Origin of the sequence: Nocardioides aurantiacus (genome assembly GCF_003752505.1) — a bacterium.
Classification (GTDB): Bacteria; Actinomycetota; Actinomycetes; order Propionibacteriales; family Nocardioidaceae; genus Marmoricola; species Marmoricola aurantiacus.
On the sequence record NZ_RKHO01000001.1, the window covers coordinates 2,114,656 to 2,136,363 of the forward strand.

The 21,708-nt window shown below is 73.1% G+C and carries 18 protein-coding genes and 1 pseudogene; 7 read left to right on the forward strand and 12 right to left on the reverse strand.

Annotation, left to right across the window (positions count from 1 at the left end; genetic code table 11):
• Window positions 1–61 precede the first annotated feature (61 nt).
• From EDD33_RS10165 to EDD33_RS10175, 3 genes and pseudogenes are all read right to left on the reverse strand, one after another.
• Window positions 62–619, reverse strand: a pseudogene (locus EDD33_RS10165) (DNA-3-methyladenine glycosylase); the annotation flags it as partial.
• Window positions 616–2,067: an argininosuccinate lyase gene (gene argH / locus EDD33_RS10170; RefSeq protein ID WP_170169779.1), complete on the reverse strand. Its 1,452-nt coding sequence runs from the start codon at window positions 2,065–2,067 to the stop codon at window positions 616–618. The gene argH and the pseudogene EDD33_RS10165, both read right to left, overlap by 4 nt.
• 22 nt (window positions 2,068–2,089) lie before the next feature.
• Window positions 2,090–3,811 (reverse strand): glycerol-3-phosphate dehydrogenase/oxidase, encoded by a 1,722-nt coding sequence (locus tag EDD33_RS10175; RefSeq protein ID WP_123390596.1) that lies wholly within the window; start codon window positions 3,809–3,811, stop codon window positions 2,090–2,092.
• Between the two features lie 169 nt (window positions 3,812–3,980).
• Here EDD33_RS10175 and EDD33_RS10180 point away from each other — a divergent pair, with 169 nt between their 5' ends.
• Together EDD33_RS10180 and glpK are read left to right on the forward strand one after the other, a co-directional pair.
• Window positions 3,981–4,697 (forward strand): MIP/aquaporin family protein, encoded by a 717-nt coding sequence (locus tag EDD33_RS10180; protein ID WP_281274149.1) that lies wholly within the window; start codon window positions 3,981–3,983, stop codon window positions 4,695–4,697.
• A 64-nt stretch (window positions 4,698–4,761) separates the two neighbouring features.
• Entirely contained in the window at window positions 4,762–6,285 is a 1,524-nt protein-coding gene (gene glpK, locus EDD33_RS10185) for a glycerol kinase GlpK (protein ID WP_123390599.1), read from the forward strand.
• A 117-nt stretch (window positions 6,286–6,402) separates the two neighbouring features.
• Here glpK and argG read toward each other — a convergent pair whose 3' ends face one another.
• From argG to argC, 8 genes are read right to left on the reverse strand one after another with little or no spacing between them, the layout of a single operon-like run.
• Window positions 6,403–7,836 (reverse strand): argininosuccinate synthase, encoded by a 1,434-nt coding sequence (gene argG / locus EDD33_RS10190; RefSeq protein ID WP_123390601.1) that lies wholly within the window; start codon window positions 7,834–7,836, stop codon window positions 6,403–6,405.
• Window positions 7,833–8,402: an arginine repressor gene (locus EDD33_RS10195; RefSeq protein WP_246003454.1), complete on the reverse strand. Its 570-nt coding sequence runs from the start codon at window positions 8,400–8,402 to the stop codon at window positions 7,833–7,835. Before EDD33_RS10195 ends, argG begins: the two co-directional genes overlap by 4 nt.
• Window positions 8,399–9,334 (reverse strand): ornithine carbamoyltransferase, encoded by a 936-nt coding sequence (argF, locus tag EDD33_RS10200; protein ID WP_123390604.1) that lies wholly within the window; start codon window positions 9,332–9,334, stop codon window positions 8,399–8,401. The genes EDD33_RS10195 and argF overlap by 4 nt, the downstream gene beginning before the upstream one ends.
• Window positions 9,331–10,524 (reverse strand): acetylornithine transaminase, encoded by a 1,194-nt coding sequence (locus EDD33_RS10205; protein ID WP_123390606.1) that lies wholly within the window; start codon window positions 10,522–10,524, stop codon window positions 9,331–9,333. Before EDD33_RS10205 ends, argF begins: the two co-directional genes overlap by 4 nt.
• Window positions 10,521–11,477: an acetylglutamate kinase gene (gene argB / locus EDD33_RS10210; protein ID WP_123390608.1), complete on the reverse strand. Its 957-nt coding sequence runs from the start codon at window positions 11,475–11,477 to the stop codon at window positions 10,521–10,523. The genes EDD33_RS10205 and argB overlap by 4 nt, the downstream gene beginning before the upstream one ends.
• Complete coding sequence (gene argJ / locus EDD33_RS10215) at window positions 11,474–12,637, reverse strand: bifunctional glutamate N-acetyltransferase/amino-acid acetyltransferase ArgJ (RefSeq protein ID WP_123390609.1); 1,164 nt, start codon at window positions 12,635–12,637, stop codon at window positions 11,474–11,476. The genes argB and argJ overlap by 4 nt, the downstream gene beginning before the upstream one ends.
• A complete protein-coding gene (locus EDD33_RS10220) occupies window positions 12,634–13,134 on the reverse strand; it encodes an ACT domain-containing protein (protein WP_170169780.1) in 501 nt (166 codons plus the stop codon). Before EDD33_RS10220 ends, argJ begins: the two co-directional genes overlap by 4 nt.
• A complete protein-coding gene (gene argC, locus EDD33_RS10225; RefSeq protein WP_123393247.1) occupies window positions 13,131–14,171 on the reverse strand; it encodes an N-acetyl-gamma-glutamyl-phosphate reductase in 1,041 nt (346 codons plus the stop codon). The genes EDD33_RS10220 and argC overlap by 4 nt, the downstream gene beginning before the upstream one ends.
• Before the next feature lie 53 nt (window positions 14,172–14,224).
• Between argC and EDD33_RS10230 the strand changes: the two genes are divergently transcribed.
• The gene (locus EDD33_RS10230) at window positions 14,225–15,409 is read left to right on the forward strand and encodes an amidohydrolase family protein (protein WP_123390613.1); all 1,185 of its coding nucleotides are present in this window, start codon (window positions 14,225–14,227) and stop codon (window positions 15,407–15,409) included.
• Here the strand turns inward: EDD33_RS10230 and EDD33_RS10235 are convergent.
• On the reverse strand, window positions 15,402–15,722 hold the full coding sequence (locus EDD33_RS10235; RefSeq protein WP_123390615.1) for a putative quinol monooxygenase: 321 nt from the start codon (window positions 15,720–15,722) through the stop codon (window positions 15,402–15,404). The two genes, EDD33_RS10230 and EDD33_RS10235, sit on opposite strands and share 8 nt — an antisense overlap.
• Window positions 15,723–15,847: 125 nt before the next feature.
• On the opposite strand from EDD33_RS10235, the gene EDD33_RS10240 reads away from it, so the two are divergent.
• The 4 genes from EDD33_RS10240 (at window position 15,848) to EDD33_RS10255 (ending at window position 21,691) form a co-directional block, all read left to right on the forward strand.
• A complete protein-coding gene (locus EDD33_RS10240) occupies window positions 15,848–16,678 on the forward strand; it encodes an IclR family transcriptional regulator (protein WP_123393249.1) in 831 nt (276 codons plus the stop codon).
• 128 nt (window positions 16,679–16,806) lie between these two features.
• Entirely contained in the window at window positions 16,807–17,319 is a 513-nt protein-coding gene (locus tag EDD33_RS10245) for a gluconate 2-dehydrogenase subunit 3 family protein (protein ID WP_123390616.1), read from the forward strand.
• On the forward strand, window positions 17,319–18,908 hold the full coding sequence (locus EDD33_RS10250) for a GMC family oxidoreductase (protein ID WP_123390618.1): 1,590 nt from the start codon (window positions 17,319–17,321) through the stop codon (window positions 18,906–18,908). Before EDD33_RS10245 ends, EDD33_RS10250 begins: the two co-directional genes overlap by 1 nt.
• A 119-nt stretch (window positions 18,909–19,027) precedes the next feature.
• Complete coding sequence (locus EDD33_RS10255) at window positions 19,028–21,691, forward strand: FAD-binding and (Fe-S)-binding domain-containing protein (protein WP_246003455.1); 2,664 nt, start codon at window positions 19,028–19,030, stop codon at window positions 21,689–21,691.
• Window positions 21,692–21,708 lie beyond the last annotated feature (17 nt).

The window sequence follows — 21,708 nt, forward strand, 5'->3', positions numbered from 1 at the left end:
TCCGGTGAGCAGACCGGACCGCGGCCCCCGGGTCAAGACCCCCTCGACCAGGTGGACGCGGCCTGGCGGCGACGTAGCGGCTCACGGTCGGGTCGTGGGCCGCCCAGAACCGCCAGGGTCGGTCGGCGGCGGCCCGCAGGCCCACCCGGGGCCCGGTCGCGACGTCGGCGACCGGGACGCCGGCGAGCCGGAGCTCGCCGCGCACGTCGAGCCCGTCGTGGGACCGGTCGAGCTCGAGGGTGCGGCAGAGCCGGGCCGGTCCGCGGGCCAGGTCGCGGTCACGCACCCCGGGCCGGCGGGCGCGGGCGACCTCGAGCCCGTGGACCACCTCGCCGGCCCGCAGCAGCACCGCGGCGGCCTCGCCCTCCGGGCCGCAGACCACGTTGGCGCAGTGGTGCATCCCGTAGGTGAAGTAGACGTAGAGGTGCCCCGCCGGGCCGAACATGGTGGCCGTGCGCGGCGTGCGGCCGCGGAAGGCGTGGGAGCCGGGGTCGTCGGCGCCGGCGTACGCCTCGACCTCGGTGAGGCGCAGCGTGACGCCTCCCAGGGTCAGGTGCGCACCCAGCAGCCGCGGCGCGGCCTCGAGCACCGGCAGCGCCAGCACCTCGGGGAGGCTCAGCCCAGCCACGCCCGGTGCTCCGCCACGACCGTCCGCAGCTCGGCCAGCTGCTCGGCCACGCGGGCCGGGGCGGTGCCGCCACGGGAGTCGCGGGAGGCCACCGAGCCCTCGACGGTCAGCACCTCGCGCACCCCCGGGGTCAGTCGGGGGTCGAGCTCGGCGAACTGGTCGTCGGTGAGGTCGGGCAGGTCGACGCCGAGCTCCTCGCAGCGGCGTACGCACGCTCCGGAGACCTCGTGGGCCTCGCGGAACGGCACCCCCTCGCGCACCAGCCACTCGGCCACGTCGGTCGCCAGGCTGAAGCCCTGCGGCGCGAGGTCGGCCATCCGCTCGGTGTGGAAGCGCAGCGTCGCGACCTGGCCGGTGAAGGCCGGCAGCAGCACCTCGAGGGTGTCCACGGAGTCGAAGACCGGCTCCTTGTCCTCCTGCAGGTCGCGGTTGTAGGCCAGCGGCAGGGCCTTGAGCGTGGCCAGCAGCCCGGCGAGGTTGCCGACGAGCCGGCCCGCCTTGCCGCGCGCCAGCTCGGCGACGTCGGGGTTCTTCTTCTGCGGCATGATGCTCGACCCGGTGGAGTAGCCGTCGTCGAGCGTCACGAAGCCGAACTCGCGGGTCGCCCAGAGGATCACCTCCTCCGCCTGGCGGCTCACGTCGACCCCGACCATGGCCAGCACGAAGGCCAGCTCGGCGACGAAGTCACGGGCCGCGGTCCCGTCGATGGAGTTGGCGACCGACCCGGTGAACCCCAGGTCACGCGCCACGGCCTCGGGGTCGAGGCCCAGGCTGGAGCCGGCCAGTGCGCCCGAGCCGTACGGCGACTCCGCGGCCACCCGGGCGTCCCAGTCGCGCAGCCGGGCGACGTCGCGGAGCAGCGGCCAGGCGTGGGCCAGCAGGTGGTGGCTCAGCAGCACCGGCTGGGCGTGCTGGAGGTGGGTGCGCCCCGGCATGATCGCGCCGAGGTGGCGCTCGGCCTGGTCGGCGTCGGCCTCCACGAGGTCGAGCAGCAGCCCGGCGATCACCCGGGCGTGGTCGCGCAGGAACACCTTGAACAGCGTGGCGATCTGGTCGTTGCGGCTGCGGCCGGCTCGCAGCCGGCCGCCCAGCTCGGGCCCGACCACCTCGAGCAGCGCGCCCTCGAGCGCGCCGTGGACGTCCTCGTCCTGGGGCCGCGGGCGCAGCTCCCCGGAGGCGAACAGCTCGTGGAGCTCGTCGAGCCCGGCCAGGAGGCCGTCGAGCTCGCTGTCGGTCAGCAGGCCGGCGCCGCGCAGCACCCGGGCGTGCGCCCGCGACCCGTCGAGGTCGTAGGGCGCCAGCCGCCAGTCGAAGTGCGTGCTCCGCGATAGCGCCTCGAGCGCCGGGCTCGGACCGCCGGCGAACCGGCCGCCCCACAGGCTGCCCTCGTTGGTCGCGCCGCTCCCGGCCTGCTGCTCCTGGTCGTCCTGGTGGTCCACGGGCGCCAGTTTGGCAGCCCGGTCAGTCCAGCGCGCGACCGACCGCTCGGGCCCGGATGTCGGGTGCGGCCAGCCGGTCGGCGTTGGCGGCCAGGTCGTCGCCCTCGGCCTGTGACTCGCGCTCGGCGGCGACGCGGGCGCGGTAGGCCGCGACCTCGTCCTCGACCCGGCGCTCGTCCCAGCCCAGCACCGGCGCGACGAGCGCGGCGGCGTCGTCGGCGCAGTCCACGCCGCGGTCGTGGGCCTCGATGGAGATCCTCGTGCGGCGCGAGAGGAGGTCGTCGAGGTGCAGCGCGCCCTCGTGCGACGCGGCGTACACGATCTCGACCTTGAGGTACTCCTCGGCACCCGGCAGCGGCTCGAGCAGGGACGGGTCGTCGTCGGCGAGGGTGAGCACCTCCTGCATCAGGGCGCCGTAGCGGTCGAGCAGGTGGGTGATCCGCCACGGCGGCAGGTCGCGGTTGCGGGCGATCAGCTCGACCTGGTTGGTCAGCGCCTGGTAGCCCTCGGCACCCACCAGCGGGATGTGGTCGGTGACGCTGTCGGGCACGTGGGCCGACAGGTCGGCCCGCGCGGCGTCTACGGCGTCGGCAGCCATGACGCGGTAGGTGGTGTACTTCCCGCCCGCGATCGAGATCAGCCCGGGCTGGGGCCGCGCGACGGCGTGCTCGCGGGACAGGTTGGACGTCGCCTCGCTCTCGCCGGCGAGCAACGGGCGGAGGCCGGCGTACACGCCCTCGATGTCGTCGTGGGTCAGCGGCGTGGTCAGCACGGTGTTGATGTGCTCGAGGATGTAGTCGATGTCGGCGCGGCTGGCGGCCGGGTGGGCCCGGTCGAGGTCCCACTCGGTGTCGGTGGTGCCGATGATCCAGTGGGTGCCCCACGGGATCACGAACAGCACGGACTTCTCGGTGCGCAGGATCATGCCGGTCTCGGAGTTCAGCCGGTCGCGCGGCACCACGATGTGCACGCCCTTGGAGGCACGCACGTTGAACTGGCCGCGGCCGCCGGCGAGCTTCTGGATGTCGTCGGTCCACACGCCGGTGCAGTTGATGACGACCTTGGCCGAGAGCGTGGCGGACTCGCCGCTCTCGACGTCCTCGACGGTCGCGCCGACGACGCGCTCACCCGCGTGGACGAACCCGGTCACCTTGGCCGAGGCCAGCACCGAGGCGCCGTACGTCGCGGCTGTGCGCGCCAGCATCATCGTGTGGCGGGCGTCGTCGGCCTGGGCGTCGTAGTAGCGCAGCGCGCCGGCCAGCGCGTCCTTGCGCAGCCCCGGCGCCATCCGCAGCGCCTTGCGGCGGCTCAGCTGCTGGTGGCGCGGCAGCGAGCTCTTGCCGCCCATCGTGTCGTAGAGCGTCAGGCCGGCGGTGACGTAGGGCCGCTCCCAGAACCGGTGCTTGAGCGGGTAGAGGAACGAGACCGGCTTGACCAGGTGCGGCGCCAGCAGGGTCAGCATCAGCTCGCGCTCGCGCAGCGCCTCGCGGACGAGCGAGAAGTTGAGCTGCTCGAGGTAGCGCAGGCCGCCGTGGAACAGCTTGGAGCTGCGCGAGGACGTGCCGGAGCCGAAGTCGCGCTGCTCGACGAGCACGACCTTGAGGCCGCGCGTGGCGGCGTCGAGCGCCACGCCCGCCCCGGTCACGCCTCCGCCGACGACCAGCACGTCGATGTCGGCGTCGTCCTGGAGAGCGCGCCACGCCTCGGCGCGCTCGTCGGGTCCCAACCTGGCCGGTGCGAGCATCTGCTCTCCTCCGTCGTGTGCTGCGGTGCGGGGGTCGTCCCCCGCCCCCACTCTAGGGACGGGCCACCAGGGCCCCGGGTGTGCAACCATGCTCGGGCGCCGACCGCTGTGTCGTGCGTCACAGAGCGACTCGGGAGCCCAGCTCCGCCGTCCGACGAGAGGACCGTGCGTGTTCACCGACATCTTCCTGCCCGAGGTCATGGGCACCGCCATCCTGATCCTGCTCGGCTGCGGGGTGGTCGCCAACGTGGTGCTCCCCAAGACCGGCGGCTTCGGGGGCGGGACGCTGCTGATCAACTTCGGCTGGGGCCTCGGCGTGTACGCCGGCGTCTACGTCGCCTACAAGTCCGGGGCCCACCTCAACCCGGCCGTCACCCTCGGCCTCGTGGCGGCCGGCAACTCGGGGCTGTCGTTCGTCGAGGTCGTGGTCTACGTCGTGGCCCAGGTGCTGGGAGCGATGCTGGGCGCGACGCTGGCGTGGGCGGCGTACAAGAAGCACTTCGACGACCCCGAGGCCGACGAGGGCTCCAAGCTCGGCGTCTTCAGCACCATGCCCACCATCCACGCGCCGATCTGGAACGTCGTCACCGAGGTGATCGGCACCTTCGTGCTGATCTTCGTGATCCTGGCCTTCGGCAAGACCCCCACCGAGGTGGGCCCGCTCGCCGTGGCCCTGCTCGTCGTCGCGATCGGCGCCAGCCTCGGCGGCCCGACCGGCTACGCCATCAACCCCGCGCGTGACCTGGGCCCCCGCATCATGCACGCGCTGCTGCCGATCCCGCGCAAGGGCTCGAGCGGCTGGCACTACGCCTGGGTCCCCGTCGTCGCGCCGATCATCGGCGGCGTCCTCGGCGGCTTCGCCGGCAACGCCGTCGGCTTCGTCTGAACGACCGACTCCCTCCCGTCCCACCTCCACCCGTCCGACACCGCAACCAGGTAAGGCTCTCCACATGGCGAAGAACACCTACATCCTGTCCATCGACCAGGGCACGACCAGCACCCGCGCGATGGTCTTCGACCACTCCGGCTCCATCGTCTCGGTCGACCAGATCGAGCACGAGCAGATCTTCCCGCGCGCCGGCTGGGTCGAGCACGACCCGGTGGAGATCTGGAACAACACCCGCGAGGTCATCGGCGGGGCGCTCGGCAAGGCCAACCTGAACAGCAAGAACATCGAGGCGGTCGGCATCACCAACCAGCGCGAGACCGCGGTGGTGTGGGAGAAGGCCACGGGCAAGCCGGTCTACAACGCCATCGTGTGGCAGGACACCCGCACCCAGAAGATCGTCGACGAGCTGGCCGGCGAGGAGGGCGTGGAGCGCTACAAGGCGGTCTGCGGGCTGCCGCTGGCGACGTACTTCTCCGGACCCAAGGTCACGTGGATCCTCGACAACGTCGACGGTGCGCGGGAGAAGGCCGAGGCGGGCGAGCTGCTCTTCGGCAACACCGACACCTGGCTGCTGTGGAACCTCACCGGCGGCGCCGAGAACGACGGCGTGCACGTCACCGACGTCACCAACGCCAGCCGCACCATGCTGATGAACCTCGCCGACCTGACCTGGGACTCCTCCATCGCCGAGGACATGGGGATCCCGGTCTCGATGCTCCCGGAGATCCGCTCCTGCTCCGAGGTGTACGGCGAGTGCAAGCCCGGCGTCCTCAACGGCACCCCGATCGCCGGCATCCTCGGCGACCAGCAGGCCGCCACCTTCGGCCAGGCCTGCCTGGAGAAGGGCACCGCCAAGAACACCTACGGCACCGGCAACTTCATGCTCCTTAACACCGGCACCGAGCAGGTCCCCAGCGAGAACGGCCTGCTGACCACCACCTGCTACAAGCTGGGCGACGAGCCGACCGTCTACGCCCTCGAGGGCTCGATCGCGGTCACCGGCTCGCTCGTGCAGTGGGTCCGCGACAACCTCGGGATGATCTCCTCGGCCCCCGAGATCGAGGAGTCGGCCAAGAAGGTCGACGACAACGGCGGCGCCTACTTCGTGCCGGCGTTCTCCGGCCTGTTCGCCCCGCACTGGCGTCCCGACGCCCGCGGTGCGCTGGTCGGCCTGACCCGCTTCGTCAACCGCCACCACATCGCCCGCGCGGTGCTGGAGTCCACCGCGTTCCAGACCCGCGAGGTCCTCGACGCGATGAACGCCGACTCCGGCGTGCCCCTCACGGAGCTGCGCGTCGACGGCGGCATGGTCGTCAACGAGACGCTGATGCAGTTCCAGGCCGACATCCTCGGCGTCGACGTGGTCCGGCCGAAGGTCGCCGAGACCACCGCGCTCGGGGCGGCGTACGCCGCGGGCCTGGCCGTCGGCTACTGGTCCAGCACCGACGAGATCACCGAGAACTGGGGCGAGGACAAGCGCTGGACCCCGAACATGGACGAGGCCGAGCGCGAGCGCCTCTACCGAAACTGGAAGAAGGCCGTCACCAAGACCCTCGACTGGGTCGACGACGACGTCGAGCAGTAGGCCCTCCCGGGGCCCGGTTTCCCAGGTGATGAACCCCTACCGCCTCCTCACACACCATGCGTGGTGTGTGAGGAGGCGGTCTGCCGTGCGAGGTAAGGCCCATCGTCGACCGGGCAGCTAGTCGGTGCCGACCTCCATGGCGACGTCGTCGAGGACGCGGTCGGAGTCGTCGCCCTCGGCGGAGGGGTTGCGGGTGATGCGGTCGTAGCCGCCGGGCTCGATGGCGCCGTAGAGGGTGCCGTTCTCCACCAGGACCTGGCCCTGGTCGAGCGGCTGGGCGGCGTACTGCTCGAGCTTGTCGCGGGAGTCGGCGATGTCGAGGTTGCGCATCGTGAGCTGGCCGATGCGGTCGACCGGGCCGAAGGCGGCGTTCTCGGTGCGCTCCATCGAGAGCTTGTCGGGGTGGTAGGAGAAGTTCTCCCCCGACGTCGCGAGCACGGTGTAGTCCTCGCCGCGACGCAGCCGCAGCGTGACCTCGCCGGTGACGAGCGAGGCGATCCAGCGCTGGATCGACTCGCGGATCATCAGCGCCTGGGGGTCCAGCCAGCGGCCCTCGTAGAGCAGCCGGCCGAGCTTGCGACCCTCGTTGTGGAACTGCGCGATGGTGTCCTCGTTGTGGATCGCGTTGAGCAGCCGCTCGTAGGCGATCCACAGCAGCGCCATGCCGGGCGCCTCGTAGATGCCGCGCGACTTGGCCTCGATGATCCGGTTCTCGATCTGGTCGCTCATGCCGAGGCCGTGGCGACCGCCGACCGCGTTGGCCTCCATCACCAGCGCGACGGCGTCGTCGAAGCGGACCCCGCCGATCGCGACGGGGCGGCCCTGCTCGAAGCGGACGGTGACGTCCTCGGTCTCGATGGCGACGTCGGCGTCCCAGAACTTCACGCCCATGATCGGCTCCACGGTCTCCAGCGAGACGTCGAGGTGCTCGAGGGTCTTGGCCTCGTGGGTGGCGCCCCAGATGTTGGCGTCGGTGGAGTACGCCTTCTCCTTGCTGTCGCGGTAGGGCAGGTCGTGCTCGGTCAGCCACTGGCTCATCTCCGCCCGACCGCCCAGCTCGGAGACGAAGTCGGCGTCGAGCCAGGGCTTGTAGATGCGCAGCTCGGGGTTGGCCATCAGGCCGTAGCGGTAGAACCGCTCGATGTCGTTGCCCTTGAAGGTCGAGCCGTCGCCCCAGATGTCGACGCCGTCCTCGTGCATCGCGCGGACCAGCATGGTGCCGGTGACGGCTCGGCCCAGCGGCGTGGTGTTGAAGTAGGTGCGGCCGCCGGAGCGGATGTGGAAGGCGCCGCAGGCGATCGCGGCCAGGCCCTCCTCGACGAGCTGCGGGCGGCAGTCGACGGCGCGGGCGATCTCGGCGCCGTACGCCAGGGCACGGTCGGGCACGCCGGAGATGTCGGGCTCGTCGTACTGCCCGATGTCGGCGGTGTAGGTGCAGGGCACCGCACCCTTGTCGCGCATCCAGGCGACGGCGACGGAGGTGTCGAGGCCGCCGGAGAAGGCGATGCCGACGCGCTCGCCGGTGGGCAGGGAGGTGAGGACCTTGCTCATGGGTGTCCCTTCGAGGGGTTCGGGGTGTCGTCAGGTGTGGTGCCGGAGGGGCGGTGGGCACCGTTGGCCAGGCCGAGGAAGCGCCGTTCGAGCGCCTCGCCGCCGGCCGGGTCGCGGGCGATCACCAGCACGGTGTCGTCGCCGGCGATGGTGCCGAGCACGTCGGAGAGCTCGGACTTGTCCATGGCCGAGGCCAGGAAGTTGGCGGCGCCGGGCGGGGTGCGCAGCACCACCAGGTTGGCCGAGGACTCGGTGGAGACGAGCAGCTCGGCGCACAGGCGGGACAGCCGCGCCTGGCTGGCGGCGCTGTCGCGGTTGGCGACCGGGGTGCGGTCGCCGCCCTCGCCCGGCACGGCGTACACCAGGGCCCCGGTGGAGCTGCGGACCTTGACGGCGTCGAGCTCGACGAGGTCGCGCGACAGCGTGGCCTGGGTGACCGCGATGCCGTCGGCGTGCAGCCGGTCGGCGAGCTCGGTCTGCGAGCGCACGTGGCCGGTGGAGAGGATGTCGATGATGCGCTGCTGCCGGGCGCCCTTGGTCTCGGGGATGTGGCCGTGCTCGCTCACGAGCACTCCCCCGACCGGGACTCCAGCAGCCACGCCATCACGGCCTTCTGCGCGTGACGACGGTTCTCGGCCTCGTCCCACACCACGCTGCGGGGGCCGTCGAGGACGGCGGCGCTGATCTCCTTGCCGCGGTAGGCCGGGAGGCAGTGCAGCACCACGGCCTCGTCGTCGGCGTGGGAGAGCAGCTCCTCGTCGAGGGACCAGGGGGCGAACGCCGCGGCGCGCGCCTCGGCCTCGGCCTCGCGGCCCATCGAGACCCAGGTGTCGGTGGCCACGGCGTCGGCGCCGGAGACGGCCTCGACCGGGTCCGCGACGAAGGCCACCGAGCCGCCGGTCGCCTGCGCCACGACCTGGGCCTGCAGCAGCACCTCGGGGTCGGGCTCGAAGCCCTCGGGGCCGCTGACCCGCACGTGCATCCCGGCGGTCGCGCCGCCGAGCAGGTAGCTGTGGCCCATGTTGCACGCCGCGTCGCCGACGAAGGCCAGCACCTGCCCGGCGAGCTGGCCGTGGTGCTCGCGCAGCGTGAGCAGGTCGGCCAGCACCTGGCAGGGGTGGAACTGGTCGGTCAAGGCGTTGACGACGGGTACGCCGGAGAAGGCGGCCATGTCCTCCAGGCGGGACTGGTCGTGGGTGCGCCACACGACCATCGCGGCCTGCCGGCCCAGCACCCGGGCCACGTCGGGCACCGACTCCCGCACGCCCACCTGGGCCAGCGAGCCGTCGATGATCATGGGGAAGCCGCCGAGCTCGGCGATCCCGGAGGCGAAGGACGCCTGGGTGCGCAGCGTCGGCTTGTCGAAGAGCACCGCGACGGTCTGCGGGCCGGCCAGCGGGCGCGCGTCGTACGGCGCCGCCTTGAGGTGGACGGCGAGGTCGAGCACGTGGCGCTGCTGCTCGGGGGTGAGGTCGTCGTCGCGGAGGAAGTGCCTCACGGCGAGCCCACCCCGCCCGCCAGGCCCGCGGCGTCGAGCAGCCCGGGCCAGGCCGCGAGGAAGCCCGCGACGTCGTCGTCGGTGACCACCAGCGGCGGCGCGAGCCGCACCCGGTCGGGCCCGGTGGCGTTGATGATCCAGCCCGCCTCCTGGGCCGCGGCGACGACGGCCGACGCCTTCTCCTCGGCCAGGGTCAGCCCGACGAGCACGCCCAGGCCGCGGACGTCGGTGACGCGCGGGTCCTCCGCGAGTCCCGAGCGCAGCCGCTCCCCCACCTCGACGGCGCGGGCCAGCAGCCCGTCGCGCTCGATGGTGTCCAGGACCGCCAGCGCGGTGGCGCACGACAGCGGGTTGCCGCCGAAGGTGGTGCCGTGGTTGCCGGGCTCGAAGAGCGTGGCGGCGCGGCCGAGGCCGAGGGTGGCGCCGATGGGCATGCCGCCGCCGAGCCCCTTGGCCAGCGTCACCAGGTCGGGCACGACGCCCGAGGCCTGGCTGGCCAGCCACGTGCCGGTGCGTCCCATGCCGCTCTGCACCTCGTCGAACCACAGCAGCGCCCCGTGGCGCTCGGTGACCTCGCGTGCCGCCGCGAGGTAGGCCGCGGGCGCCTCGTTGACGCCCGCCTCGCCCTGCAGCGGCTCGATCACGACGGCCGCCGTCTCGTCGGTGACGGCCGCGGCCAGCGCCTCCACGTCACCGAACGGCACCCAGGTGACGTGTCCGGGCAGCGGCTCGAAGGGCTCGCGGTAGGCAGCCTTGGAGGTGAGCGCGAGGCTGCCCATGGTGCGGCCGTGGAAGGCGTCCTGCATCGCCACCACGTGGCTGCGCCCGGTCAGCCGGGTCAGCTTCAGCGCGGCCTCGTTGGCCTCGGCGCCGGAGTTGGAGAAGAACACCCGGGCCTCGACGTCGGCCGGCGTCATCAGCGCGACCAGCCGCTCGGCCAGCGCGACCTGCTGCGGGCTGGTGAAGAAGTTGGAGACGTGGCCGAGGGTCCGCACCTGGGTGCTGAGCGCCTCGACCAGCGCAGGGTGGGCGTGGCCGAGGGTGTTGACGGCGATGCCGCCGAGGAAGTCGACGTACTCCCGGCCCTGGTCGTCCCACACGTGGGCGCCCTCGCCCCGGACCAGCGCCAGCTTGGGCGGGCCGAAGGCGTTCATCAGCGACGCGCCGTAGCGCTCCAGCAGCTCGCTCACGACTGCTCCCCCGTCTGCTCGGTGTCCTCGGCGCCCTCGGTCTCCTCGTAGGAGTAGGCCTTGCGCAGCTTGGTCTCGACGCCGGGCAGCACCTGGGTGCCGACGCCCTCGTCGGTGAACAGCTCGAGCAGCACCGCGTGCGGCACCCGGCCGTCGACCACGGTGGCCCGGGGCACGCCGCCGGTGACGGCGACGTGGCAGGCCTTCATCTTGGGCACCATGCCGCTGTCGAGGCTCGGCATCAGCTCGGCCAGCGCGTCGGGACCGATCTCCTGGATCACGTCGTCGCTGTCGGGCCAGTCACGGTAGAGGCCCTCCACGTCGGTGAGCACCAGCATCTTCTGGGCGCCCAGCGCCACCGCGAGCGCGGCGGCCGCGGTGTCGGCGTTGACGTTGTGGACCACGCCGTCCTCGTCGGGCGCGACGCTGCTGATCACCGGGACGCGGCCGGCCTCGATCAGGTCGAGCACCGCCTCGGGGCGGACCCGGGCGACCTCGCCGACCAGGCCGAGGTCGACCTCCTCCCCGTCGACGACCGTGTTGGTCGCCTCGGCGGTGAACAGGCCGGCGTCCTCCCCGGAGAGCCCGACGGCGATGTGGCCGTGGTGGTTGATCAGGCCGACCAGCTCGCGCTGCACCTGGCCCACCAGCACCATCCGGACGACGTCCATCGCCTCGGGGGTCGTGACGCGCAGGCCGCCGCGGAACTCCGACTCGATGCCGAGCTTGTCGAGCATGCGGGAGATCTGGGGGCCGCCGCCGTGGACGACGACCGGCTTGAACCCGGCGTACCGCAGGAAGGCGATGTCCTCGGCGAAGGCCACCTTGAGGGCGTCGTCGGTCATCGCGTTGCCGCCGTACTTCACCACCACGACCTGGCCGTGGTACTTCATCAACCACGGGAGGGCGCCGGCGAGCACCTGGGCGGGACGGGCGGAGGGGGGCTTGGTCATGAGGAGTACGCGCTGTTCTCGTGGACGTAGGCATGGGTCAGGTCGTTGGTCCAGACGGTGGCGCGCGCGTCGCCGGCCTTGAGGTCGACGGTCACGCTCACCTCCCGTCCGGACAGGTCGACGCCCGCGGGGTCCTCCGCGGGGGTGGACGTCCGGCACACCCAGACGCCGTTCATCGCGACGTCGAGGTCGGCCGGGTCGAAGGCGGCCTGCGTGGTGCCGATGCTGGCCAGCACGCGACCCCAGTTGGGGTCGCGGCCGAACACGGCGGCCTTGAACAGGTTGCTGCGGGCGATGCTGCGCCCCACCTCGACCGCGTCGGCCTCGGACGCGGCGTGCAGCACGGTGATCGCGATCTCGTGGTCGGCGCCCTCGGCGTCCTTGAGCAGCTGCATCGCCAGGTCGGTGCACGCCTGGGTGAGCGCCTCGGTGAAGTCGGGCAGCGACGGGGTGACGCCGCTGGCCCCGCTGGCCATCACGGTGACCGTGTCGTTGGTCGACATGCACCCGTCGGAGTCGAGCCGGTCGAAGCTGGCTCCGGTGGCGGCCCGCAGCGCGGCGTCGAGGTCGGCCGCGGGCACGACGGCGTCGGTGGTGAGCACGACCAGCATCGTGGCCAGCTGCGGGGCGAGCATGCCCGCGCCCTTGGCCATGCCGCCGATGGTCCAGCCACCGCCGTCCACGACGACCTGCTTGCTGACCGAGTCGGTGGTCATGATCGCGGTCGCGGCATCCACCCCGCCGTCGGCGGAGAGGGCCTGCGCCACGACGTCGACCCCGTCGAGCAGCACGTCGCGGTCGTTGGTCAGGCCGATCAGCCCGGTCGAGCAGACCACCACGTCGACCGCGCCGACGCCCACCCGCTCGGCGACGCGCTCGGCCACCGCGTGGGTGGTCTGGAAGCCGTCGGCGCCGGTGTAGCAGTTGGCGCCACCGGAGTTCAGCACGACGGCCTTCACGGTGCCGTCCTTGACGACCTCCTGGCTCCACAGCACCGGGTTGGCCTTGCACCGGTTGGCGGTGAAGACCGACGCCGAGTCGAAGCGGGGCCCGGCGTTGACGACCAGGGCGAGGTCCTTGGGGGGACCGTCCTCGCGGGGGGACTTGATGCCGGCCGCGATGCCGGCGGCGGTGAAGCCGGCGGGGTGGGTGACGCTCACTTCTTCTCCTGGGGCTGCTTCGAGGAGGACTGCTTCGACGGGGTGACGGGCACGGCGGTGACCACGGTGTGGCCTCGTCGCTCCCACTCCTCCACCGCCCGGTCGGCGTCGTCCTTGGGCACCAGCACCCAGTCGGTGTCGTACGTCGAGACGGTGAACACGCTGATCCTGGCCTCGGCCAGGGGGGTGAGCAGCGCGACCAGGACGCCGGTCAGGGCGAAGTCGAGCTCGCCCTGCACCGCGAACGCGGTGAAGGGGCCCTGCGACCGGGCCTTGCGGGGCACGCTGCGGGTGGCGCAGACGACGCTGGTCTCGGTGGCGGTGGCCGTCACCGAGAACAGCGAGGACGACTCGGCCCACGCCGGGATCTCGGCACCGGCGCCGAGCCGGACGACGGCCAGCTTCTCGGGGAAGCGCTCGAGGGTGAAGGTCTCGACGGGCCCGACCGAGGAGGACGGGTCGACCGAGGGGTCGGTGGGCTCGCTGGGGGTGCTCACGGCGCCAGCCCGACGGTGGTGAGGCCGGTGGCCTCGGAGAGCCCGAGGGCGAGGTTCATGCACTGCACGGCGGCACCGCCGGTGCCCTTGGCCAGGTTGTCGACGGCGCCGACGACCACGGCCCGACCGGCGTCCTCGTCGAGCGCCACCTGCAGGTGCACGCTGTTGGAGCCGAGCACCGCCTTGGTGGTGGGCCACTGGCCCTCGGGCAGCAGGTGGACGAACGGCTCGTCGGCGTAGGCGGATACGTAGACCGCGCGCAGGTCGTCGGCACCGACCCCCTCGCGCACCGAGGCGCTCGCGGTGGCGAGGATGCCGCGCGGCATCGGCACCAGCACGGGCGTGAAGGAGAGCCGGACGGTCTCCTCGGTCAGGGCGCCGAGGTTCTGCAGGATCTCGGGGGTGTGGCGGTGCGTCCCGCCCACGCCGTACGCCGAGGCCGAACCCATCACCTCGCTGCCGAGCAGGTGCGGCTTGGCCGCCTTGCCCGCCCCGCTGGTGCCGCTGGCCGCCACCACGACGAGGTCGTCGGCCGCCACGACGCCGGCCGCCACCGCCGGGGCCAGCGCCAGCGTGGACACGGTCGGGTAGCACCCGGGGACGGCGATCCGGCGGGCGCCGGCGAGCAGCTCACGCTGGCCCGGGAGCTCGGGCAGGCCGTAGGGCCAGGAGCCGGCGTGCTCGGAGCCGTAGAACTTCTCCCACAGCGCCGCGTCGGTGAGCCGGAAGTCGGCGCCGCAGTCGACGACCACGGTGTCCTCGCCCAGCTGGGCGGCGACGGGGCCGGACTGGCCGTGCGGGAGCGCCAGGAAGACGACGTCGTGGCCGGCCAGCGTCTCCGGGGTCGTCTCCTCGAGCACCCGGTCGGCCAGCGGCACGAGGTGGGGCTGCAGCGCGCCCAGCGGCTGGCCCGCGTTGGAGCCCCCGGTGAGGGCGCCGATCTCGACGTCGGGGTGCGCCAGCAGCAGCCGGAGGACCTCTCCCCCGGCGTACCCGCTCGCTCCGGCCACGGCCACAAGCACCTTCGTCATATGCATGACCATACACTCCGGTGCATGCATCCGCGACCCGGGTCCCTAGACTGCGCCGGGTGACCGACCTGCTCATCAGCGACGTGCGCCCCTGGGGCGCGGACCCCGTCGACCTGCTCGTCGCGGACGGCGTGCTGGCCGAGGTGGTGCCGACCGGCACCGCGCCGCGCGGTGCCCCGGCCGCCCGCCGGATCGCCGGCCACGGGCTGCTCGCCCTGCCCGGGCTGGTCAACGCGCACGCCCACGTCGACAAGTCGTGGTGGGGACGACCCTGGGAGTCCTACGAGGGCGCGCCCGGTGTGCAGGGCCGGATCGCCCACGAGCGCGCCCGGCGCGACGACCTGGGCATCCCCTCGGTGGCCACCACCCGGGCCGTGCTCGACCAGCTGGTGCGCCACGGCACGACGGCCGTGCGCAGCCACGTCGACGTCGACCTCGGCCTGGGGCTGCGCGGGATCGAGGTGGTCCGCGAGGCCGCCGCGGCGTACGACGGGCTGCGGGTCGAGCTCGTCGCCTTCCCCCAGGACGGGGTGCTGCGCCGACCCGGCGTGATGGAGCTGCTCGACCGCGCCGCGGCCGCGGGGGTCGAGCACGTCGGCGGCCTCGACCCCGCCTCGATCGACCGCGACCCGGTGGGCCAGCTCGACGGGATCTTCGACGTCGCGGCCCGGCACGGCTGCGGCATCGACCTGCACCTGCACGACGGTGGCGAGCTGGGTGCCTTCCAGGTGGAGCTCGTGGTGGAGCGCACCGAGCGGTTCGGACTCCAGGGCCGCGTCACCCTTGCCCACGGCTTCGCGGTCGCGCAGGTCGACCAGGTGCGCCGCCGCGACCTGCTGCAGGCGATGGGCGCGCTGGGGATCACGATGACGACGGTGGCGCCGCTCGGGTCGCCGCAGCTGCCCGTCGCCGAGCTCGACGCGGCGGGCGTGGGGCTCGGCCTGGGCACCGACGGCATCCGCGACCTGTGGAGCCCCTACGGCACCGGCGACGTGCTCGGGATCGCCTGGCAACTGGCCCGGGCCTCGGGCCTGGCGCGCGACGCGGACCTGCGCCGGGTGGTGGAACTCGCGACGAGCGACGGGGGCCGCTTCGTCGGCGGCCCGACCCACGACCTCGTCGCGGGGTCACGGGCCGACGTGGTGCTCCTGGAGGCGGAGAACCCGATGGACGCGCTGGTGCGCACCCCGCCGCGCCGGCTCGTGGTGGCCGGCGGGCGGGTGCTGCACGACGACCTCAGCTGATCTCGAACTCGCCCAGGCGGTCCCAGTGGTCGCCCTCCATGAGGACGTTGCGGACCAGGGGCGTCTCCTGGACGTACTGCGGCAGGTCGACCTGCGCCTGCTTGAAGTGGTCGCTGCCGACGTGGGCCTCGGCGGCGTCGTCGCGGAAGGCCTCGATGAGGACGTACTGGTTCGGGTCCTCGACGCTGCGCGACCACTCGAAGAAGATGTTGCCCTCCTCGGCGCGGGTGGCCGCGGTGAAGTCCTTGGCCAGCTCGGGCCACGCGTCGGCGTGCTCGGGCTTCACCTTCCACTTGACGCAGATGAAGATCATGGGCGCAGTCTCCTTCGAGATCGGGTCACGGCGTACGACGGGTGAGCCTGCCAGGTGCCACCGACGGCCCACCACCACCCTTGTCGTCGGCTGAGAACGGTTGGCCGACCTCCTACCCTGTGGTCATGGTCACGGGTACGCCGCTCCACGACTCCCCCGGCGCCGTCCCCGTGCCGCCCGCTGACGCCGCACCCCGCGCCGGCTCGGTGCACCGCACCCTGGAGATCCTCGAGGTCGTCGCCACCCAGGGCGGCGCGTCGGCCAAGGACATCTCGGATGCCACCGGCCTGCCGCTGCCCACGGTCTACCGGCTCGCCCGCGAGCTGCTCGACAGCGACTACCTCGTCCACATCCGCGAGGAGAAGCGCTTCGAGCTCGGCTACAAGCTGCACCAGCTCGGCGTCTCGCTGCACCAGCAGATCGGGGTCCCCCGGGCGGTCCGGCTCGAGGTGCAGGCCCTCCACGAGCAGCTCGGCCTCGCGGCGTACTTCGCGGTCCACCGGGGGTCCCAGATCGCGGTCGTCGCCACCGCCGACTCCCCCACCTGCCCCCGCCTGCGGCCGATCGACTTCGGCTTCCACGAGGCCGCGCACGCCACGGCGCTCGGCAAGATCCTGCTGGCCAGCATGGAGCCGGAGCAGCGCATCCTCCACCTCGACCCCGAGCCGATGCCCCGCTTCGGTCCCGGCACCATCACCGGTCACGACGACCTCGACCGGCAGCTCGACGTCGTCGCCGACCGCGGGTTGGCGTGGGAGCACGGCGAGTTCCAGGCCGGCGCCACCTGCGTCGCCGCCGCCGTGCGCGCCGGCAACGGGCTGCTGGTCGGCTCCGTCGCCGTCTCGGGCACCGACGAGCGGATGGCCCAGGACCCCGGCGCGGTCGAGGCGGCCCTGCGCGCGACCGCGTCCCGCGTCAGCCGGTTCTACCGCTCGGGGCGCACCCAGCAGCGCTAGCCCTCCGGCTTCTCAGGGGGCGATAAGGACTGTGGTCGCTGTCGTACCGCCCGCCTAACGTGGGCCCCGTCACACCCCCACCACACCTGAGGTCCGGCACGACTGCCGGGCCGGAGCCGGGAGCCCCCATGGTCGACACCACCCCCGACACCGTCAGCCCGGCGGCCCGCACCAACCTGGTGCGGCTGCTCCGGGCGGCCTACCCCCACCCGCGCTTCCCCGACGGTCCCTACGAGCGGACCGCCGACACGATCATCGAGCAGGTCGACGAGTCGCTGTGGCACCGCCTGGCCCTGGTGCAGGGCCTGGAGTCCCTCGACGCCGCGGCGCAGCACAGCCGGGGCACCGGCTTCGCCGACCTCGACGACGAACAGGCGCTCGCCCTGCTGCGCGGCATCGAGGACGCCCAGTTCTTCGCCTTCGTCCGCGGCGTCACCGTCGTGACGCTCTACAACGACCACGAGGTCTGGGACCTGCTCGGCTACGAGGGCGAGTCCTACTCCAAGGGCGGCTACCTCCACCGCGGCTTCGACGACCTCGACTGGCTGCCCAACCCCCGCATCGAGGAGTACGACGGACCCGAGCGGATCGTCGAGGTGGCCCCCGACGACCAGCTCACCACCACCGGAGGGACGCACTGATGGCCGAGAACGCCCCGCACCTGGGCAACCCGATCCCGCACGACGAGGAGGTCGTGGTCATCGTCGGCTCGGGCGCCGGCGGCGGCACCGTGGCCTACGAGCTGACCCGGAAGGGCATCCCCTGCGTGGTGCTCGAGGCCGGCCCCTGGCTGCTGCCCGAGGACTACGAGAACGACGAGTGGGCCGCCTTCAACCAGATGGCGTGGCTGGACAACCGCACCGCGTCCGGCCCCTACCGCGTCGCCACCGACTTCCCGAACCTCCCGGCCTGGATCGTCAAGGCCGTCGGCGGCACCACGACCCACTGGTCCGGAGCGACGCCGCGCTTCCGCGAGTACGAGTTCAAGACCCGCAGCCACTACGGCCGGGTCGAGGGCGCCAACCTGCTCGACTGGCCGATCACGCTGGCCGACCTCGCGCCGTTCTACGACCGCGCCGAGAAGGCCATCGGCTCCACCCACCGCCACGGGCGGCCGGCGCTGCCCGCCAACAACAACTACAAGGTGCTGGCCAACGGCGCCGAGAAGGTCGGCTACAAGTTCTACGCGACCGGCCCCTACGGCACCAACGCCGAGCCGTACGACGGCCGCCCGGCCTCGATCCAGGACGGGTTCAACTTCCAGGGCGACAAGTCCACCGCCAAGTGGAGCACCGCCGTCCGCGAGATCCCCCGGGCGATCGCGACCGGCACGTGCGAGGTGCGCCCCTCCAGCCAGGCCGTCCAGGTCACCCACGACGCCTCCGGGCGCGCCGACGCGGTGCTCTACCTCGACTCCGAGGGCAACCTGCACCGGCAGGCGGCCAAGGTCGTCTGCGTCGCGGGCAACTCGATCGAGTCGCCGCGGCTGCTGCTGATGAGCGCCAGCGCGCTGCACCCCGACGGGCTGGCCAACTCCTCGGGCCAGGTGGGTCGCAACTACATGCGCCACACCACGGGCTCGGTCTACGCCCGCTTCGACCAGCCGGTGCGTATGTACCGCGGCGAGACCATGGCCGGCATCATCGCCGACGAGGCGCGCCTGGACACCTCGCGCGGCTTCGCGGGCGGCTACTACATGGAGACCCTCTCGCTCGGCCCGGCCTTCCTGGCCGCCTTCGCCGAGCCCGGCTCCTGGGGCCCGGAGTTCACCGAGATCCTCGACGCCTACCAGAACACCGCCGGCATGTGGGTGGTGGGCGAGGACATGCCGCAGGAGACCAACCGGGTCACCCTGAGCCCGGCCCACCAGGACCAGTGGGGCCTGCCCGCCCCCGACGTCCACTTCGAGGACCACCCCAACGACGTGGCGATGCGCGAGCACGGCTACGGTCGCGCGGACATGCTCTACGAAGCCGTCGGTGCCAACGGCACCCACCACACGCCGCCCTACCCGGCGACCCACAACCTGGGCACCTGCCGGATGAGCGCGCGGCCGGAGGACGGCGTCGTCGACGCGTTCGGGCAGGCCCACGACGTGCCGGGCCTCTACGTCAGCGACGGCTCGGTGATGACCACCGGCGCCGCGGCCAACCCGACGCTGACCATCGTGGCGCTGGCGATCCGCCAGGCCGAGCACATCGCCTCGCAGCTGGGCAAGGGAGCGTCCTGAGCACCCTCGCCCACCGGCTCCGCGGGTCGGTCGGGGACGGGTGCACCGTCTCCGACCGACCCCTGGACCTGCTCGCCCGGGCCCACGACGCGTCCCACTACCTGCTCCACCCCGAGACCGTGGTGACCGCGCGGGACACCGCAGCGGTGGCCGAGGTGATGCGGGCCTGCACCCGTCTCCGCGTGCCGATGACCTTCCGCAGCGGCGGCACCTCGCTCTCGGGCCAGGCGCTGAGCGACTCGGTGCTCGTCGACACCCGCACCGGCTTCACCGGCGTCGAGGTGCTCGACGGCGGCCACCGGGTGCGCGTCCAGCCCGGGGCCACCATCCGCGCCGTCAACACCCGGCTGGCCCCGTTCGGCCGCAAGCTCGGCCCCGACCCGGCCAGCGAGGTCGCCTGCACCGTCGGCGGTGTGCTGGCCAACAACTCCTCGGGCATGCAGTGCGGCACCGAGCTCAACAGCTACCACACCGTCGAGTCGATGGTGCTGGTGCTGCCCAGCGGCACCGTCGTCGACTCCGCCGCCCCCGGCGCCTCCCGCCGGCTCGCCGAGCAGGAGCCGGAGCTCCACGCCGGGTTGCTCCGGCTGCAGCGGCGCGTGCGCGAGGACCCCACGTCGGTCGCGACGCTGGAGCGGCTCTTCGCGCTCAAGAACACCATGGGCTACGGCCTGAACAGCCTGCTCGACCACGACGACCCGCTCGACGTGCTGGTCCACCTGATGGTGGGCAGCGAGGGCACGCTGGGCTTCATCGCCTCCGCGGTGTTCCGCACCGTCGAGGTCCTCCCCCACGCCGCCACCGGCCTGCTGGTCTTCGACGACCTCGCGACCGCCTCCTCCTCGGTGCCCGACGTGCTGGCGACCGGCGTGGCCACCGCCGAGCTGCTCGACGCCGAGTCGCTGCGGGTGGCCCAGGCCGACCCGGGCTGCCCGGCGCAGATCCGGCGGCTCGACGTACGCCGCCACGCGGCGCTCCTCGTCGAGCTGCAGGCCGACTCCCCGGACGCGCTGGCCGGGCTGCGCGGCGACGCCGAGCCCGGGCTGGAGAGGCTGCCGCTGACCTCGCTGGCCGAGCTCACCTCCGACGCGGGCGAGCGGGCCTCGCTGTGGCGCACCCGCAAGGGCCTCTACAGCGCCGTCGCCGCGGCCCGGCCCCAGGGCTCCAACGCGCTGCTCGAGGACGTCGCCGTGCCCGTCGACCGGCTCGGCGAGATCTGCCGCGGCCTGACCGGGCTGTTCGACACCCACGCCTACGAGGCGCCGGTGATCTTCGGCCACGCCCGCGACGGCAACCTGCACTTCCTGCTCAACGAGCGCTTCGACGACGCCGCGATGCTGCGCCGCTACGAGGACTTCACCACCGACATGATCGACCTGGTCCTGGACCTCGGTGGCACCCTCAAGGCCGAGCACGGCACCGGCCGGATCATGGCGCCCTTCGTGGAGCGGCAGTACGGCGCGGAGCTGACCGGCGTGATGCGCGAGCTCAAGCAGCTCGCCGACCCCCACGGCACGCTCAACCCCGGCTCGGTGCTCACCGACGACCCCGGGCTGTGGCTGCGCGACCTCAAGACCGCGCCCGTCGTGGAGGAGGAGGTCGACCGCTGTGTGGAGTGCGGCTTCTGCGAGCCGGTCTGCCCCTCGCGGTCACTGACGCTGACCCCGCGGCAGCGCATCGTGCTGCGCCGTGAGCGCGAGTCCGCGCTGGCCCGCGGGGACCACGCGCTGGTCGCGTCGCTGGACGAGGACTACGACTACGACGGCCTGGAGACCTGCGCCGCCGACGGCATGTGCGCCACCGCCTGCCCGGTCCTGATCAACACCGGCGACCTGGTCAAGCGGCTCCGGGCCGAGGGCTCCTCGCGCACGGCCGAGCGCGCGTGGACGACCGCCGCGGGCCACTGGGGCACCGCCACGCGCGCCGCCTCGGCCGCGCTGTCGGTGGCCGACCGGCTTCCCGGCCCGGTGCCGGTGGCGCTGTCGCGCGCCGGGCGCCGGGTGGCCGGCACGGACGCGGTGCCGCTCTACGACCCTGCGCTCGGGCCCGGCGGCGAGGTGCGCCGCCCCCTGGCCGACCCCGCGGCCGAGGCGGTGCTGTTCAGCGCCTGCGTCGGCACCATGTTCGGCGGTGGTGTCGACGCCGCGCTGCGCACGCTGGCCGAGCGGGCCGGCGTACGCCTGCGGACACCGGACGACCTGGCCTCGCTGTGCTGCGGCACGCCTTGGAAGTCCAAGGGGCACCACGACGGCTACCAGCGGATGGCCTCGACGGTGCGCGAGTCGTTGCACCGCGCCACCGACGGCGGTCGGCTCCCGGTCGTGGTCGACGCGAGCTCGTGCACCGAGGGGCTGACCGAGGTGCTCGAGGGCATGACCGTCCTCGACGCCACCAGCTTCGTGCGCGAGCACCTGCTGCCCCGGCTGAGCATCACCTCCCCGCTGCCGGCGGTCGTGGTCCACCCCACCTGCTCGAGCACCGCGCTGGGGGTCACCGACGACCTCGTCGCGCTGGCCCGGGCCTGCGCGGGCGAGGCCGGCGACGTCCGGGTGCCGGGCGCCTGGGGCTGCTGCGCCTTCGCGGGCGACCGCGGGCTGCTGCACCCCGAGCTGACCGCCTCGGCGACGGCACCGGAGTCGGCGGAGGTCGCGACCATGGACCTGCCGGCCGGAGCGGCGTACGTCTCGGGCAACCGCACGTGCGAGATCGGCATGTCACGGGCGACCGGGGCGACCTACCGCCACGTGGTCGAGGTGCTGGAGGAGGCCACCCGGCCCCGCTAGGCCCTCCGGCGTGCCCG